The following is a 16760-nucleotide window of genomic DNA, read 5'->3' on the forward strand; positions in this document are numbered from 1 at the left end:
AGATGGCTTCGGAGAGGCATTGCTGAACCGGTTTAAACGCGATAAGCGAAGTGCGAATGTCCGATTTAACGGATACCGGCAGGCAGTGACAGGACCGCCTGTTATAGCGGAAGGGTATAGAGCTTGCTGTACCTGATGAGGTTTTTGCCGCGAGGCAGGAACGAAAAGAAGTGGTAACACGGGTAATAACTCGTCTTCTCATATCGTTATGGTATGAGAAGGCGTTTTTTTATTTTTATATTTATGGAGGAAAGAAAAGATGGAAAAGCAGAGATATTATATCAGCACTGCCATTGCGTACACATCCGGTAAACCACATATCGGAAATACTTATGAGGTTGTTCTTGCGGATGCGATCGCACGTTTTAAAAGACAGCAGGGTTATGACGTATATTTTCAGACAGGTACTGACGAGCATGGCCAGAAGATCGAGCTGAAGGCTGAGGAGGCTGGTGTTACACCGAAGGAATTCGTAGATAACGTTTCCGGTGAGATCAAACGTATCTGGGATCTGATGAACACATCCTATGATAAATTCATCCGTACAACAGATAAAGACCATGAAGAGCAGGTCAAAAAAATCTTCAAAAAAATGTATGCAAAGGGAGATATCTACAAGGGTCATTATGAAGGAATGTACTGTACACCATGTGAGTCCTTCTTCACAGAGTCCCAGCTTGTAGACGGCAAATGTCCGGATTGCGGACGTCCATGCGTACCTGCCAAGGAAGAGGCATATTTCTTCAAAATGAGTAAATATGCAGATAAGCTTATTGACTACATCAACACACATCCGGATTTCATCCAGCCGGAGTCCCGTAAAAACGAGATGATGAACAACTTCCTTCTTCCGGGACTTCAGGATCTCTGTGTATCCAGAACATCCTTTAAATGGGGAATCCCGGTAGATTTCGATCCGAAGCACGTTGTATATGTATGGCTGGATGCCCTGACAAACTATATCACAGGTATCGGCTATGACTGCGACGGAAACAGCAGCGATAAATTCAACAAATACTGGCCGGCAGATCTTCACCTGATCGGAAAAGATATCATCCGTTTCCATACCATTTACTGGCCGATCTTCCTGATGTCTCTGGATCTTCCGCTTCCGAAACAGGTATTCGGACATCCATGGCTGCTTCAGGGCGATGGAAAAATGAGTAAATCCAAAGGAAATGTAATCTATGCAGATGAGCTGGTTGAGTTCTTCGGTGTAGATGCTGTTCGTTATTTTGTACTCCACGAGATGCCATTTGAGAATGACGGTGTGATCACATGGGAGTTGATGGTTGAGAGACTGAATTCCGACCTTGCAAACACACTTGGAAATCTTGTAAACCGTACAATTTCCATGTCCAACAAATATTTTAACGGAGTCGTTGAGAATAAGAATGTTACTGAGCCGGTTGATGAGGATCTTAAGAGCTTCATCCTTCAGGTTCCGAAGAACGTTTCCGCAAAAATGGACAAGCTTCGTGTGGCAGATGCTATCACAGAGGTATTCTCTCTGTTTAAACGCTGCAACAAATATATCGACGAGACAATGCCATGGGCACTTGCAAAGGATGAGACAAAGCAGGATCGTCTTGCAACAGTTCTCTACAACCTGGTTGAGGGAATCTGCATCGGCGCATCTCTTCTGAAATCCTTTATGCCGCGTACAACAGAGCGTATTCTTGTACAGCTCAACGCAAACGAGAGAACTCTTGAGGAGATGGAGCAGTTTGGTCTTTATCCTTCAGGAAACCGCGTAACCGACAAACCGGAGATCCTTTTTGCGAGACTTGACCTGAAAGAGGTTCTTGAGAAGGTTGAGAAGCTTCATCCGAAGAAAGAAGAGCCGAAAGAAGAGCCGAAGGAACAGGTAGAAGAGGAGAAAACAGAGAATGTGATCGATATCGAGGCAAAGCCGGAGATCACTTTCGATGATTTTGAGAAGCTGCAGTTCCAGGTTGGTGAGATCATCGCCTGTGAGGAGGTTAAGAAATCCAGAAAACTTCTCTGCTCTCAGGTTAAGATCGGAAGCCAGGTTCGTCAGATCGTATCCGGAATCAAGGCTCATTATTCCGCAGAGGAAATGGTGGGCAAAAAGGTTATGGTCGTTACAAACCTGAAGCCTGCCAAGCTTGCCGGAATCCTCAGCGAGGGTATGATCCTCTGTGCAGAGGATGCAGACGGAAATCTTTCCCTGATGGTACCGGAGAAAGAGATGCCTGCAGGCGCTGAGATCTGCTAAGTATAGACAGATATGGAATTGAATCATTTTGATAAAAACGGCAATGCTGTTATGGTGGATGTGTCCGACAAACCGGTCACTCACCGTACGGCAACAGCCACGGGTTCCATTCAGGTAAGCCCGGAGATCATGGCCGCGGTAAAAAGCGGAAATGTGAAAAAGGGTGATGTACTTGGTGTGGCCCGTGTGGCAGGTATCATGGGTGTGAAGCGTACTTCTGAGCTGATCCCCATGTGCCATCCACTTCCCATCCAGAAGTGTTCTGTGGATTTTGAGACCGATGAGGATGCGGGAGTGATCCGTGTATTCTGCACGGTAAAAACAGAGGGAAAAACAGGCGTGGAGATGGAGGCCCTGACAGGTGTTCAGGTGGCGCTTCTTACCATTTATGACATGTGCAAGGCAATTGACAAGCACATGGTCATGTCTGATATCCATCTGGAAGAAAAAACAGGAGGCAAAAGCGGAGATTTCCGTTTTGAGGAAAAATAATGATAGACAGGTGCGGAAGAAATATTGATTATCTCAGGATTTCCGTAACTGACAGATGTAATTTGCGGTGTATTTATTGTATGCCGGAGGAGGGAGTGCAACATGTGGAGCGCTCCCTCATTTTGCAGGAAGAGGAAATTTTGAGGATCTGCCGGGTGATGGCAGAGCTGGGTATCCGGAAGATCAAGCTGACCGGCGGGGAACCGCTTGTACGGCCGCGGATGCCTCAGCTGGTGGAAAAACTGAAAAATATGCCGGGGATCGAGAAGGTGACTCTGACTACAAATGGTGTGCTTCTGAAAGATCAGATGAGTGATTTTGCCCGGGCGGGGCTGGACGGATTGAATATCAGCCTGGATACGCTGGATGAGGCCTGCAGCAGGCGGATCACGCGGCGGGATGAACTGGGGCGGACGCTGGAAGGGATTTCGGAGGCAATGAAGTATCCGGAGATTTCACTGAAGATCAATTGTGTGCCTCTTGGGATCCAGGAGCAGGATCTTTGCCGGGTGGCGCTTTTGGCCAGGGATCACAAGGTGCATGTGCGGTTTATTGAGATGATGCCCATTGGGATGGGAAAAGAATTTCATGGGGTGTCGGAGGAGGAACTGCTTCGGATCCTTGGGGAAAAGCTTCCGCGGTTTTCGCCGTATGTTGGGGAGCCTCTTGGGAATGGACCGTGTCATTATTATGATGTGGATGGTTTTTCCGGAAAGATCGGGTTTATCAGTGCGGTGAGCCATAAGTTCTGTGGGGAGTGTAACCGGATCCGGCTGACTTCTCAGGGCTTTTTGAAGACCTGTCTGCAGTATGCGGCGGGAAGGGATCTTCGGGAGGTGATCCGCAGTGGTGGTTCGGATGAGGTGCTGAAGGCTGTGATCCTGGAGGCTTTGGCGGAGAAACCGGACGGGCATGTTTTTGGCGGAGGTCTGGAGAAACAGAAGGATGATAAGACGGAGAAGCTTTGTATGGCTCAGATCGGAGGTTGAGTGATGAAGAGAGTTGCTGTGATCACTTCTAGTGATAAGGGGTACAGAGGAGAGCGGGAGGATCTCAGTGGTCCTGCTGTGAAGGAGATTATGGAGGCGGCCGGGTATGAGGTTGTTTCTGTGGATGTTTTGCCGGATGACCGTGGGATGCTTGGAAGCCGGATGGCTGAGATCGCAGATCTGGGGCTTGCGGAGCTGATCCTGACTACGGGTGGTACCGGGTTTTCTCAGAGGGATGTGACGCCGGAGGCTACGGAGGATGTGATCGAGCGGCGTGTGCCGGGGATTCCGGAGGCGATGCGGGCGTTTAGTCTGACGATCACGAAGAGGGCGATGCTGAGCCGGGCTACGGCCGGGATCCGGAAGGGGACGTTGATCGTTAATCTGCCGGGGAGCCCTAAGGCTGTCAGGGAGTGTCTGGAGGTTATTATTGAGGCGTTGGGGCATGGGATTGAGATTTTGACCGGCGATGCTGGAGAATGCGGACGGTAGTGTGTGGTGTATACTTAGACTAACGAACGGACGCCCAACGGAGGCAGGGCCAGTACGGTGACACGCTGCGCGGCCTGTTCGGCTGCGTCGCTGGTTTGCTGCCATTCGCGCCAACTCGCCTGCGGCTCAAACAGGGCGCTCGGTGGCAGCAGCTATACTCGCCTCTCGACGGCCGCTCCGCTAACGTCACCGTACTGGTCCTGCCTCCGTTGGGCTGGCTGTTGGATGTGGTAGGTTTTATGATTAAAATTCATCTCCAGCGATTCATAATTCCTGAGGCTTGAGAGTTACATGTGGTAGGTTTTGGAAATCAATATTGCTGGTGTGATATAGGAATAAATTTGGTAATGATGTGTGATTAATAGGAGTTTGTTATGGGAAAAGTACTTGCGGTTTGTATCAGTGAGAAGAAGGGGACTCAGAAGAGGAATGTGGGGTCTGCGGTTTTTGTGGAGGACTGGGGGCTTGAGGGGGATGCTCATGCCGGAAAGTGGCATCGGCAGGTGAGTCTTCTTTCCGGTGAAAAGATCGATGCATTTCGTGCAAAGGGTGCAGAGGTTGAGGATGGTGCTTTTGGTGAGAACCTGGTTGTGGAAGGGATTGATTTTGCAAAGCTTCCGGTTGGCACCAGATTTCGCTGTGGTGAGGTTGTGCTGGAGCTGACTCAGATCGGAAAGGAGTGCCACAATGGCTGTGCTATTTTTCAGAAGATGGGTGAGTGCATCATGCCCCGGGAAGGTGTGTTTACAAGAGTGCTGAAAGGTGGAAAAGTTTCCGTCGGTGACGAGATGACTGTGGATAAAGCTATGATTTTTGATACCCATGCACATTATGATGATGAGGCTTTTGATGAGGATCGTTTTGCCATGCTGGATAGTATGCAGGAGAACGGGATCGGGCATATTGTGGATGTGTGTGCTTCTGTGGGACATTTTGACCGGGTTTATGATCTGGTTGAGAAGTATCCTTTTATTTATGGCGCAGTGGGTGTTCATCCGGATGATGCGGATAAGGTGGATGCAGCTGTGCTGGATGAGATCCGCAGATATTGTGACATGGAAAAAACGGTAGCTGTAGGCGAGATCGGCCTGGATTATTACTGGCATAAGGAGAAGGAAGAGCATCTTCTCCAGCAGAAGGTATTTCGCCAGCAGATGGATATCGCCCGTGAGAAAAAGCTCCCGTTTATGATCCACAGCCGTGATGCAGCAGAGGATACGCTGAATATTGTGAAAGAATATATGCAGGATGGGATGTACGGCGGAGTTATCCATTGCTTTTCCTATAGTAAGGAAATTGCAAGAGAGTATCTGAATATGGGACTTTATCTTGGAATCGGCGGAGTGGTTACTTTTAAGAATTCTCGGAAGCTGAAGGAAGTGGCAGAGTATGCACCGCTGAATCAGATCCTGCTTGAAACCGACTGCCCCTACATGGCACCTGTGCCGAATCGTGGAAAAAGAAACAGCTCCCTGTATCTGCCGGAGGTTGTGAAGACCATTGCGGAGATTAAGGGAATCAGCTGCGAGGAGGTTGTGGCTGTGACGGAGAGTAATGCGTTGAAGATGTTGCTTAATAAGGGCGGTGAGTAAATGAAAGCAAAAAAGTGGCTAACGATTATGTCTCTAATAGTTTCATTGTTGGCTTTAGTGGCTGCATTTGTAATCGGAAAAGACAGTAATTGCATATATTATGATGTTTCTATGGCTCTTCTTGGTAGTGCCGTTCTTGGATTCATAATGTCCATTACAGAATATTATGTTGAAAGACATAAAGCTATGGAAGAGTTTTGGATTCAGGCAACTAATATATTAAAAGAATTGAGAAAAATAAAGCATCTTGATATGGATGCTCCAACTAATTTAATCATAGAAGCATTTGGGGAAGAACGTTCAAATGAGTGGAATCAAATGTTCTCTCTATTGTCTGAAGACAAAGAAATTCAACACAGAGCAAAAGACAACCTGATTTCTTGGTATGAAGAAAATATTTCTCTTCCATTTGATGAAAATACAGATGTTGAAAAAGAATTGGAAAAACTGTATCAGTCAAAAATGGAAGGTTACCAAAAAACATTTATGCATTGTATGAACGGTTACCAACTTGCTTCATCAGTTGAGTTGGGAACATTGGATAACGCTTACGGTAATCTAGATTTTATCTTTGCAAACAAGTGTATTCGCAAGAAGGCATATGATTCAATCTATGATAAAATCAGAAAGATTGTTATCCAGTTTAAAACAGAAGCATATCATTTCAATCTGTTAGAAGACGGGAAGGGAAACTTTCCGGTATGTGCAACAAAAACATCAGATTTAGACAAAGAATATTTTCTATCAAAAGAAGTAACTGAACATGGCTATACTTACACTTTGGTATACCAAAATATCTTTGACGATATTGATGCATCACTAGAGGAGTTTAGAAGCAAAATATATCGAACCAAATATATAGAACCTAAAAGAGAGCCTATTTCTGGTAAGATGATATATTTTGGTGAAGATAAAAATAAAGAATAATAACCTCGCATACCATTTCGGTACTTGAGCATAAGAAAACGACCACACAGGAGCATTCTTACTCTTGTATGGTCGTTATTTCTTTTGTCACCGCTTGAAGACGTCACTCAAAAACTGTTTTTCTTACAATCCCTAAGTGAAGGCTATCTTTGGTGGAAGAATGTTTCATGAGGGAAGCTACGGGATCGACGAAGCAGTAAGGGATGCTATGATCCTTGCAGAAAAATATGCAGGTAAAAAAATGCCTGACAGAAATGTCTGTCAGGCATCGGAGGCATAAAACAGGGGATCCGGAAATCTCGGATTGTATTGTACAGCTTTTACAGCGATTTCAGCACTTTAACAAGCCGTGAATTATCCTCTGGCATCATAATACAGAATCGTACAAATTCCCCGTCCAGGCACTGGAAGGAAGAACAGTCACGGATCATCATGCCTTGTCTGATGCAGGCTTCAAATACGTCATAGGAGGTCAGTCCGTTTTTCAGGATTCGGAGCAGGATAAAGTTTGCATAGGCGGGATAGATTTTGTAGGTGTCTGTGTCCCTCAGCTCCCGGATCATCCGGTCGCGTTCGGAAAGGATCAGATTTCTGGTTTCTTTAATATAATCTTCATCCTGCAGCATGATCTCTCCTGCAAAGGCACCAAGGCTGTTAAGTGACCATGGTGTCTGTTTTTCGCGCATTTTTGCAAGAAAGTCCATATTTCCGGTGATGCCGTAGCCCAGGCGCATTCCGGGAGCGGCGAAGAATTTGGATACGCCGCGGAGTACCATGAGATTGGTGAATTCCCGTGTCAGCGGAACTGCGGTGATGGCGTTGATATCCGGGGCAAATTCCACGTAGGTTTCGTCAATCATCACGAAGATATTTTTTTCTGCACAGAAACCGATAAGTCTGCGAAGCTCTTCCTGGGTGATGGCAGAGGAGGTCGGATTGTTGGGGTTGCAGAGGATGAGAAAATCATAGCCCTGCTCCAGCTTCCGGCAGAGATCCGGAATGTCCGGCTCGAAATCATTGCTTTCCTGAAGGTGGTAGTATTCCTGGGTACTTCCGGAGAAGGAGAGCTCTCTGGAGTATTCAGAATAGGTAGGCCCAAGGATCAGAGTGTGCTTCGGGGCACGCTCCTGGATCAGAAGGGAGATCAGTTCGCTGGAGCCGTTTCCCGGAAGGATGAAATCAGCGGGAATATTGCAGTAGCTGGAAATCGTATTCCGAAGGGATGTGTATTCTCTGTCCGGGTAGGAGGAAAGGATATCCACGTGTTCTGCAATGGCTCTGCCGGCTTTTGGGGAAAGTCCCAGAGGATTGACATTTGCACCGAATTTGACGATGTTTTCTTTTTTCAGATTGTAGTAGCTGCAGATCTTTTCTATATCACTTCCGTGAAAAACGGGTTTGGTATCCATTTTTGTCACCTCACATTTTTATTTTTTTCGTAAAAAATTTATATCCAGTATACACCAGAATCCGGGACAAAAAAAGACGGGATAAAAAGTTTCTGTATTTTTCTATATTTTTTGAACAGGATATTACTGAAAATTGCTTTCTGGAAATGTATGGGAATATTTGATACAATGAGCAGGTAGCGAATGCGGATTGTGAATATCCATGCTGTTTGTCAATGCGGACCGCGAATATCCACATCTTTTCCGGGGCGGGTAAGTTTTCAGGGAGAAACAGCAGGAAAGGAAACAGAAAATATGAATACAGAAGAGAAAAAGATCGCAGTGATCGGAATTGGTGGTGTTGGTGGTTACATAGCCGGGCTGCTGGCGAAGGCGTATCCGCATGTGACGATGGTTGCACGTGGCGCCAGGGCAGAGAGCATCCGGAAAAAAGGCCTGGTGCTCCACAGTGATTATAAGGGTGAGATCGTGGCAAAGCCAGAGCGGGTAGTTCCAATTCAGGATATGGGACAGCAGGATTATATTTTTATCTGTGTAAAAAATTATTCTCTGGCTGAGGTGTGCGAAAGTATCCGGGACATGGTCACGGATAACACAGTGATCATTCCTGTGATGAATGGTGTGGATCCGGGAGAAAACATCCGCCGTCTGGTTGGTAAGGGAACGGTTGTGGATTCGCTGATCTATACGGTGGCTTTTGCCAATGAGGATTTTTCCATTTCCCAGCAGGATACGTTTACGTGGCTTTGTATTGGAATAAAAGATGCGGATGAACGGCAGCAGAAGAAAGTTGCAGAAGTGGCAGGGATCCTGAAAGGTGCGGATATTGACTATAAGGATCAGGGGGATATCGAGGTGGAGATCTGGAGGAAGTATATCCTCAACTGTGCCTTTAATGTGATGACTGCTTTTTATGATAATACCATCGGGGAGCTCCGCAGAGATCCGGTGAAAGCGCAGCAGTATGAGAAGCTTGTATGGGAAGCTGCCAGTGTAGGTCAGGCCAAGGGGGTTGCGCTGACGGATGAGCACATCAATGAGGTGATCCATAAATTCCGTCATGTACATGCAGATAATGCAACCAGCTCCCTGCAGAGAGATTTTCGCATCCGGAGAAAACAGACGGAGCTGGAAACCTTCAGCGGCTATATTGTGAAAGAAGCGAAGAGACTTGGTGTTTCCATTCCGCTTTCCGAAAAAATATATCAGGGACTTATGGAAATGGCAGAAAAATTCTGACCGAAAAGGTGAGTTTTTCTGGTGGAATCCTGTATGCTCTGGTACAATGGGGATATAAAAAATCCTGTATCGCAGGCTGAAAGGTTATCTGTGATACCGGAAGGGAGGAAAAGAGATGAAGAAAGTATTTTTGGCTGTTATTGCAGTGATCGTGGTCCTTGCCGGAGGACTTATGCTCAGTTACAACGGGCTTGCCGGAAGTAAAGAAGCTGTGGAAACTGCAGAGGCTGATGTGGATACCATGCTGCAGAGACGTGCAGATCTGATCCCGAATCTCGTCAGCACGGTAAAAAGTTACACGAAGCATGAGACGGGGGTTGTTGACAGGGTTCTGGAGGCGCGGGACCAGCTGATGAATGCAGATACCGTGGAAGAGAAATCTGAGGCAGATCAGCAGATGGACAGTGCACTTTCCGGTCTGAAGGTTGTGGTGGAAAATTATCCGGAACTGAAAAGTGATACTACTTATGTGGGCCTGATGGATGAACTGTCCGGAAGTGAAAACCGGATCTCTGTAGCGAGAAAAGATTATAATGAGGCTGTGAAAGCTTATAACACAAGGCTTGTGAAATTCCCCGGGAATGTATTTGGTTCCATACTTGGCTTTGAGAAGGCGTCATATTTTGAGGCCGATGCTTCAGCAGCAGATACGCCGGATGTAGGGGATATGCTGGCAGAGTGATCAGATCAGACCATTGTTCTGATGAAATGAAAGAACGGATAGAGGGAGAATATCCTATGAAAAAATGGATCGGACGGATGGCTGTGCTGCTGGCTTTTGTATTGACGCTGTCCGGAAGTACGCTGGCAGCTTTCGGGAAGATCCCGTCTGCCACAAAAGAATTCTATGTTAATGATTATGCAGGGGTTTTCAGCGATACCTGGAAGGAAGAGCTTTGCAAGGCTGGTGAGCAGCTGTATGAGGATACCACAGCGCAGCTGGTTGTCCTTACCGTGGATACCACCGATGGGGAAGACATCAGTGATTATGCAGTGGAAACCGGCCGCAAATGGGGAATTGGTTCAAAGAAGAAAAATAATGGTGTCCTGATCGTCCTTTCGGTTTCGGACCGTAAAGTCTGGGTATCTGTCGGCTACGGTCTTGAGGGAAAGCTGCCTGATTCAAAGACCGGACGACTTCTGGATGAATATGCAGTTCCTTCCTATAAAGACAATCAGTTTGAAAAAGGTACCGTGGAGCTTTATTATGCACTGCTAAATGAGATCCGTGAGGAATACGGCCTGGAGAAAATAACAGCTCCCAGGTATGAGAAGGTGCAGCAGGATGTGGACGACGATGAGGAGGATGGAACTGTCTGGGAGATCGCACTGGGGCTTGTGATGATCGTTTTGCTCATGGTGGGCGCATATCTGCTGTGCGTGATGCTGCCTGTATTTCTTATCGTAACTATGGTTCTGGTTCTGAAGGGCCTGATAATGAAATTGTCGGGAAAGGATACCGCAGACTACTGGAAAAAGAATTTCAGCCGTATGAGTGTACTGCATCGGCTCTTTAATTCCCTGTTTCCGCTGAGCTGGATCCTGGGAAGAGGGGGAAAAAGCAGCGGCGGAAGTTCCGGTAATGACGATGACAGAGATGATGATTATGACAGTTACGACAGCGGAAGCTCCGGAGACGGAGGAAGCTTCGGCGGTGGCGGTGCAGGCAGGGATTTCTAGTGGTGTCGGCATGAATCGCCGGTTCTCTTGTACAGCACAGGCGGAGCTTTTTAATGCTCTTGACAAAATTTCTCAACTTTGCTACAATGACGAAAATCAATTCCGTGAGGGAGTAATTCGCGTGTAGACGTGGTTTGTCAACATACTGGTGCATGCACCTGGCAAATCTTAAAGAATGAGACTCATGTATATTTTATTTCTGTTACAGAGATAAAGTATACGTGGGTCTTTTTTTATGGCTCCGGAGCGGATGAATATGCAAAGGAGAAGAAAAATGCTGTTATTTATGAAAGTGCTTTTTACCCAGTTTATTGCGGAAATGGGTGACAAAACACAGCTGATGCTGGTGGCAATGACTTCCAGGTTCAAGCTGAAGGATATTTTGCTTGGAACCGGTGTTGCTGTCCTGGTGCTCAACGGATTGGCAGTGCTTGCAGGAGGTATTATCAGTACCGTGGTCCCTACCTGGCTGATCCGTCTGATCGCAGGTGCAGCGTTCCTGTTTTTTGCGGTGACAACACTGAAGGGTGACGATGATGAGGAAGAGAATGTTAAGGATCGTAAGATCAGATTTGCACCGCTGTCTGTATTCTGCACATTTTTTGTTGCGGAACTGGGGGATAAGACACAGCTTACCGCAATTACATTTGGTGCCAATGAGGGACTGAGTTCAGCGGTTGTGGTATGGCTTGCCTGTTCACTGGGACTTTTTGCAGCGGATGTGATCGGACTTCTGATCGGATATCTTCTGAAAAGCAAGGCACCGGAGGGAATCCTCAATATAGTTGCATTTGTTATTTTTTCCATCTTTGGAATCCTGACGCTGAGACAGGGATTTGGCCTTCTGCTTGGGGCGGGCTCTTCTATGATCCTTCCGCTTACCGTAGCGGTTACGGTTGTGTTTGTGATCGTCTGTCTTGTGCTTTATAAGCAGGCGAAAAAGAATTAAATTATTATAAGGAGCTTTGCGCAGAATAGGGCTCATACCTGAAAAAGCCTTCGCATACACTGTAAAAAAGCGTCTTCGGGGGCTTGGCAGTGAAGGATTATATTGAAGAACGTGCAGTTGAGATCGCAGGATATATTGTTGAAACAAAGGCTACGGTGCGGCAGGCAGCTAAGAAATTCGGGATCAGTAAGAGTACGGTACATAAGGATTGCGTAGAACGCCTGAAAATGATCAATCCGGCTCTGGCCATAGAAGTTCGCAAGGTACTGGATGTAAACAAGCAGGAGCGACATATCCGGGGAGGTATCGCTACTCGGGAAAAATATCTCCATGCTCACATGCGGTGAACAGGCGGGCCGGGTTAAATGCTGATCATAAAATATCAGTGTTTATGGAGCCGGGTAAACTAAAATATGAATGTCTGTGTTATTATCCGGCTTGCTCTGGTTGACATACCTGATAAGATGTGCGAAGATTTATCATATGATAGAACAGCAAAATAAAGTACATAGGAAAGAGAGGATTTTATCATGCTGAAACAGTTATCCATCTATGCAGAAAATAAAAAGGGTGTCATGCAGAACATTACCGGTATCCTGAAGGACGAGGATATCAACATTCTGGGCTCTGTGACCAATGACAGCGCAGAGTACGGAATCGTACGAATGGTAGTTTCGGAGCCGGATAAGGCAATGGAGGCTCTGATCGCTGCAGGATATCTCTGCCACGTGATCGAGGTGATCGGAGTGGAGGTTGAGGATAAGACCGGAAATCTGAATGATCTGCTTCTTACACTGAAGGACAGTAATGTGAGCGTGGATTATCTGTACCTCTCCTTTAACCGTGATTCCGGCAAGCCGATCATGGTATTCCATACCGAGGATATCATGGAAGTGAGATCCTGCCTGAAATCCAGAGGCTATACCGTTTTATAAAAACAGGATTTTACCGTGTGGTTGAGGCTTTTATCCGTTTGATAAATATTAAAATATTCTATATTATAAACACGAAATATCAATTTTACAAATGTATATGGCCATGCTATCATATATCCATAATAGTTCTTAACCTGTAAACAGCCACCTCAGGATATGTGAATATCCGTATCATACAGGCCGGGAACTAAAAAACTCATCACATAAAGTTAATAATTACACCCATGAAGAGATCTGTGGATCAGCGTACACAGATTCCTTCAGAAAGAAGCTGTTACGTCGGCGGAGTTTTCTGTGTCTCCAAGGATGTGACAGCTTTTTTCTTTTGCTCTGAAAAATTCGCAGTAATTTCACAAAAACATGATACAGTAGGAAACATGCTATAATCTGTTTTGCAAAAATGTTCAAGTTTATGAGCAGGCGATAAAGTAAAACGCAGATATTTGATTTACAGAATACAGAGGATCAGAAAAAAAGACGGAAAAGAAATAACAGTATTTCAGAAAATAACAGCCGATAGATAATTCAGCTGTCCAGAACAGAACGGACTGGAATTACTACAGACAGACGAGGAAATGAAATGAGACCAATAAGAATACAGAAAGCGGAAAAAAACAAAAAACAGGGAAACAGAGGGTGGATCTATCTCCTGGCGTTTCTGTTTCCGGTGCTGATCTTTACGCTGGGCTTTGCATTGAAGGGTGTTTATCCTTTTGGAGAAAATTCGGCGCTGGTGGTAGATGGAGTCCATCAGTATACAGCCTTTTACAGGGAACTTTCAGAGCAGCTTGGAAAGGGAACGGGCTGGACCTGGTCCGCACATGCCATGGGATATAATTTTTACGGATTGTTTTGCTATTATCTCTGCAGTCCGTTCAGCTTCCTAATACTGCTGTTTATGAAATTCATGTATGTAAACGAGGCTGTCACTGCGGTGATTCTGATCAAGGCAGGGCTTTGCAGCGTATCCATGGCATGGTATTCCGGGAAAAAATATCCGGGCAGAGGAAGTATGGCAGTTTCTCTTGGCTGTATGTACGCACTGTCTGATTTTCTTATAGGTTATTACAGCAATGTGATGTGGTTGGACTGTATCATGCTTCTTCCGGTGCTTGCATATCTTATTGAACAGCTGGTGCATACCGGAAAATGGCGAGGGTATTGTCTGGTGCTGGGGTACTGTATTTTAACCAGCTATTATATGGGATTTATGTTATGCACATTTGCTGCTTTTTATTATCTGGCAGAGCTGGCTGCGGCAGAATCCGGTCGACGGCCGGAGAAAATCCGTTTTTCGTTATTGAAATTTGCCGGGGCGTCTGTTGCCGGAGCCGGACTTGCAGGAATCACATTGATCCCCGGAATTGCTGCGGTATCCAGAACTGCAGCGGCGGAAAAGGCAGGCACCGGACTTTCGGGAGTGTACGGAGATATCTGGAAACAGCTGGGAGCATTATTCGAGGATTCCCTGTCCTTTGTAAAATCCGGCGACCAGGGAGATGTGAACCTTTACTGTGGCTGTGCAGTGCTGCTTTTTGCCGGGATTTATTTTCTGAATAAAGAAATCCGCACAGCAGAAAAAATCGTAACAGGTATATTGATCGTTTTGTATTTTGCGGGGATCCATATCACAGCGCTGAATCTGCTTTTTCACGGATTGCATAAACCTGTGGGAATCCCCAATCGTTTTGTGTTCATCCTGATATTTCTGCTGTTGAAAATGTCCTGTGATGCATGGGGAAATGTGGAAAATGAAAGCACAGGAAGAATTTTTGCCGGACTGATCGCTGCAGAGGGCTTCTGTATCGTTGTGGGGATCAAAAGCGGAAATATCTGGGGACTTCTGCTTACAGCAGGGGTTCTTGCAGTATTCTTTCTGGTTATGTGGACGGAACGGTGTATCTGTGGAAAACTGTCCGGTCATGCCTTCTGCTGTGTGGAGATCCGAAAGCTGGGATATCTGGTGCTGGCAGTGCTGATCCTTGCAGAGACAGGAATTCACGGAATCGTCAGTATTACAGATAATGGAACCGCAAACCGTGATATTTATGTGGAAAGTGAGCAGGAGGTTTGTGGATTACTGGAATCTGCCGGTGTGGATCAGGTGGATTACCGTGCCGCCATCGTAAATCCTCTTGTGAGGAATGAAGAGATGCTGTATCAGCTGAACGGGATATCTATGTATTCCTCTACTAATACAGAGGTAATGTGGGATTTTGTAAAAAACATGGGCTTTGAAAATCTGGAAAATCGTTTTCAGTATGCGGGATCCACGGAAGTGACGGATATGCTTCTGGGAATACGATATCTGTTTTGCAGGAATACAAGAAAGCTTCATACTGTTTATAAAAAAATCGGAGAAAGCCAGTCTTTTGATCTCTATGAGAATCCGAGAGCACTGAAAGCAGGATATATGGTCAGTGATTCCGTACTGGACTATGTAATGGAAGGAACAGATCCACTTGAGGTTCAGAACCGGCTGCTTAGCGGTATTGCGGGAAAAAGACTGTACAAAATGCAGACGGTGTCTTCAGAAGCAGTATGGGCCGGGACTGTGGATTTTGATATTTCGCTGAAAAAAGGGGAGCATGGGTATCTCTATATTCCGGGGACAGAGCCGGAAACTGTAACGATCAACGGCCAGGAGCAGAAATCCGATTACTGGAATAATAATTTCCTGGATCTTGGCACTTATGATACGGATACGGTTGTGCATGTAACTGCGGAAACCGGAATGCAGGAAGCGGTTCTGGGAACTTACCGGGAATCGGACCTGGATGAGATCTATGAAATGCTTTCTTCCCGGCAGATGGATCTGAAGAATGGAAAGGGTACCATAGCTGCAGCAAAGGATGGAATGCTCCTTCTCAGCATATTTTATGATCCTGATATGCAGATTTATGTAGATGGGAAAAAGGTCGATGGGAAAAACATCCAGGGGCTTACCGGTGTAAAGCTTTCGGCCGGGACACATACGGTTATTATGAAATATCGGACTCCGGGGCTGCAGGCGGGAGCAGTTCTTTCTATATTAATAGCAGGAATACTGGGAATACTCTGGTATATCAGCAGAAGAAAAATAGGTATTTCCGGCAGGTTGTGACATCTATGGAGAAAACCGTGTAAAACCCCTGTAAAATCAGCAAAAATTCTTTATAAAACACCTTGACAAGCCCTGTATTTACGGTCTATAATGAGCAAGCGTGCGAATGAAACGTTATATTTTCGCATGCCGTAATTTGTAAATAGCAACCGCAAGGCCCCATGGGAAAGCCCATGGAGAAATAAATCGGGAGGTGAAATGGAATGCCAACATTCAACCAGTTAGTAAGAAAGGGCCGTCAGACAGCTGTTAAAAAATCTACAGCACCGGCTCTGCAGAAAACATACAACTCTTTAAGAAAGAAAGCAGTTGATCAGGCTGCTCCACAGAAACGTGGTGTTTGTACTGCTGTTAAAACAGCTACTCCTAAAAAGCCTAACTCAGCTCTTAGAAAGATCGCCAGAGTTCGTCTTTCCAACGGTATCGAGGTAACAAGTTATATTCCAGGAGAGGGTCACAACCTTCAGGAGCATAGCGTTGTTCTTATCCGTGGAGGAAGAGTTAAGGACTTACCTGGTACAAGATACCACATCATCAGAGGTACTCTTGATACCGCAGGTGTCGCTAACAGAAAACAGGCTCGTTCCAAATACGGAGCTAAGAGACCTAAAGTTAAAAAATAATTTTTGTAGATCAGAAATCTACGCCGCTTCCTGATTGCAGATAATCAGGAGGATTACAAAGATATTATTCATCTAATGTATTACAGCGGAA

At 45.9% G+C, this 16760-nt stretch carries 15 protein-coding genes and 1 pseudogene; 15 read left to right on the forward strand and 1 reads right to left on the reverse strand.

The window, feature by feature from the left end; all coding sequences use genetic code 11:
* The first annotated feature begins 259 nt into the window (after positions 1-259).
* The 7 genes and pseudogenes from metG (at position 260) to DMI82_RS08600 (ending at position 6731) form a co-directional block, all read left to right on the forward strand.
* Complete coding sequence (gene metG, locus DMI82_RS08575; RefSeq protein WP_110103077.1) at positions 260-2239, forward strand: methionine--tRNA ligase; 1980 nt, start codon at positions 260-262, stop codon at positions 2237-2239.
* Positions 2240-2251: 12 nt separating this feature from the next.
* Positions 2252-2731 carry a cyclic pyranopterin monophosphate synthase MoaC gene (gene moaC, locus DMI82_RS08580; RefSeq protein WP_021653088.1) on the forward strand — a complete coding sequence of 160 codons (480 nt, stop codon included), beginning with the start codon at positions 2252-2254 and terminating at the stop codon, positions 2729-2731.
* Positions 2731-3720, forward strand: coding sequence for a GTP 3',8-cyclase MoaA (gene moaA, locus DMI82_RS08585; RefSeq protein ID WP_110103078.1), 990 nt, complete (start codon positions 2731-2733; stop codon positions 3718-3720). Before moaC ends, moaA begins: the two co-directional genes overlap by 1 nt.
* Before the next feature lie 3 nt (positions 3721-3723).
* On the forward strand, positions 3724-4212 hold the full coding sequence (locus tag DMI82_RS08590) for a MogA/MoaB family molybdenum cofactor biosynthesis protein (protein ID WP_015526380.1): 489 nt from the start codon (positions 3724-3726) through the stop codon (positions 4210-4212).
* A 374-nt stretch (positions 4213-4586) separates the two neighbouring features.
* A pseudogene (locus DMI82_RS20665) lies at positions 4587-4994 on the forward strand (MOSC domain-containing protein); the annotation flags it as partial.
* Positions 4995-5018: 24 nt separating this feature from the next.
* Positions 5019-5804: a TatD family hydrolase gene (locus tag DMI82_RS20670; RefSeq protein WP_242981825.1), complete on the forward strand. Its 786-nt coding sequence runs from the start codon at positions 5019-5021 to the stop codon at positions 5802-5804.
* The gene (locus tag DMI82_RS08600) at positions 5805-6731 is read left to right on the forward strand and encodes a hypothetical protein (protein WP_110103080.1); all 927 of its coding nucleotides are present in this window, start codon (positions 5805-5807) and stop codon (positions 6729-6731) included.
* A 320-nt stretch (positions 6732-7051) separates the two neighbouring features.
* On the opposite strand, the gene DMI82_RS08605 is transcribed toward DMI82_RS08600, so the two are convergent.
* Positions 7052-8140, reverse strand: a complete 1089-nt coding sequence (locus DMI82_RS08605; protein ID WP_015526367.1) for a pyridoxal phosphate-dependent aminotransferase — start codon at positions 8138-8140, stop codon at positions 7052-7054.
* 294 nt (positions 8141-8434) lie between these two features.
* Here DMI82_RS08605 and DMI82_RS08610 point away from each other — a divergent pair, with 294 nt between their 5' ends.
* The 8 genes from DMI82_RS08610 to rpsL all read left to right on the forward strand — a co-directional run bounded on the left by DMI82_RS08610 (position 8435) and on the right by rpsL (position 16669).
* The gene (locus tag DMI82_RS08610; RefSeq protein ID WP_110103098.1) at positions 8435-9379 is read left to right on the forward strand and encodes a ketopantoate reductase family protein; all 945 of its coding nucleotides are present in this window, start codon (positions 8435-8437) and stop codon (positions 9377-9379) included.
* A 115-nt stretch (positions 9380-9494) separates the two neighbouring features.
* Positions 9495-10061 (forward strand): LemA family protein, encoded by a 567-nt coding sequence (locus DMI82_RS08615; protein ID WP_110103081.1) that lies wholly within the window; start codon positions 9495-9497, stop codon positions 10059-10061.
* Between the two features lie 56 nt (positions 10062-10117).
* On the forward strand, positions 10118-11059 hold the full coding sequence (locus tag DMI82_RS08620) for a TPM domain-containing protein (RefSeq protein WP_158526441.1): 942 nt from the start codon (positions 10118-10120) through the stop codon (positions 11057-11059).
* A 274-nt stretch (positions 11060-11333) separates the two neighbouring features.
* On the forward strand, positions 11334-12008 hold the full coding sequence (locus tag DMI82_RS08625) for a TMEM165/GDT1 family protein (protein ID WP_110103083.1): 675 nt from the start codon (positions 11334-11336) through the stop codon (positions 12006-12008).
* 89 nt (positions 12009-12097) lie between these two features.
* On the forward strand, positions 12098-12355 hold the full coding sequence (spoIIID, locus tag DMI82_RS08630) for a sporulation transcriptional regulator SpoIIID (RefSeq protein WP_110103084.1): 258 nt from the start codon (positions 12098-12100) through the stop codon (positions 12353-12355).
* A 183-nt stretch (positions 12356-12538) separates the two neighbouring features.
* Entirely contained in the window at positions 12539-12943 is a 405-nt protein-coding gene (locus DMI82_RS08635) for an ACT domain-containing protein (RefSeq protein WP_022426578.1), read from the forward strand.
* Between the two features lie 580 nt (positions 12944-13523).
* Entirely contained in the window at positions 13524-16046 is a 2523-nt protein-coding gene (locus DMI82_RS08640) for a YfhO family protein (RefSeq protein ID WP_110103085.1), read from the forward strand.
* A gap of 203 nt (positions 16047-16249) precedes the next feature.
* Complete coding sequence (rpsL, locus tag DMI82_RS08645; RefSeq protein ID WP_015526360.1) at positions 16250-16669, forward strand: 30S ribosomal protein S12; 420 nt, start codon at positions 16250-16252, stop codon at positions 16667-16669.
* Positions 16670-16760: the final 91 nt, after the last annotated feature.

Origin of the sequence: Blautia sp. BCRC 81119, from assembly GCF_003184505.1 — a bacterium.
Classification (GTDB): Bacteria; Bacillota; Clostridia; order Lachnospirales; family Lachnospiraceae; genus Blautia_A; species Blautia_A fusiformis.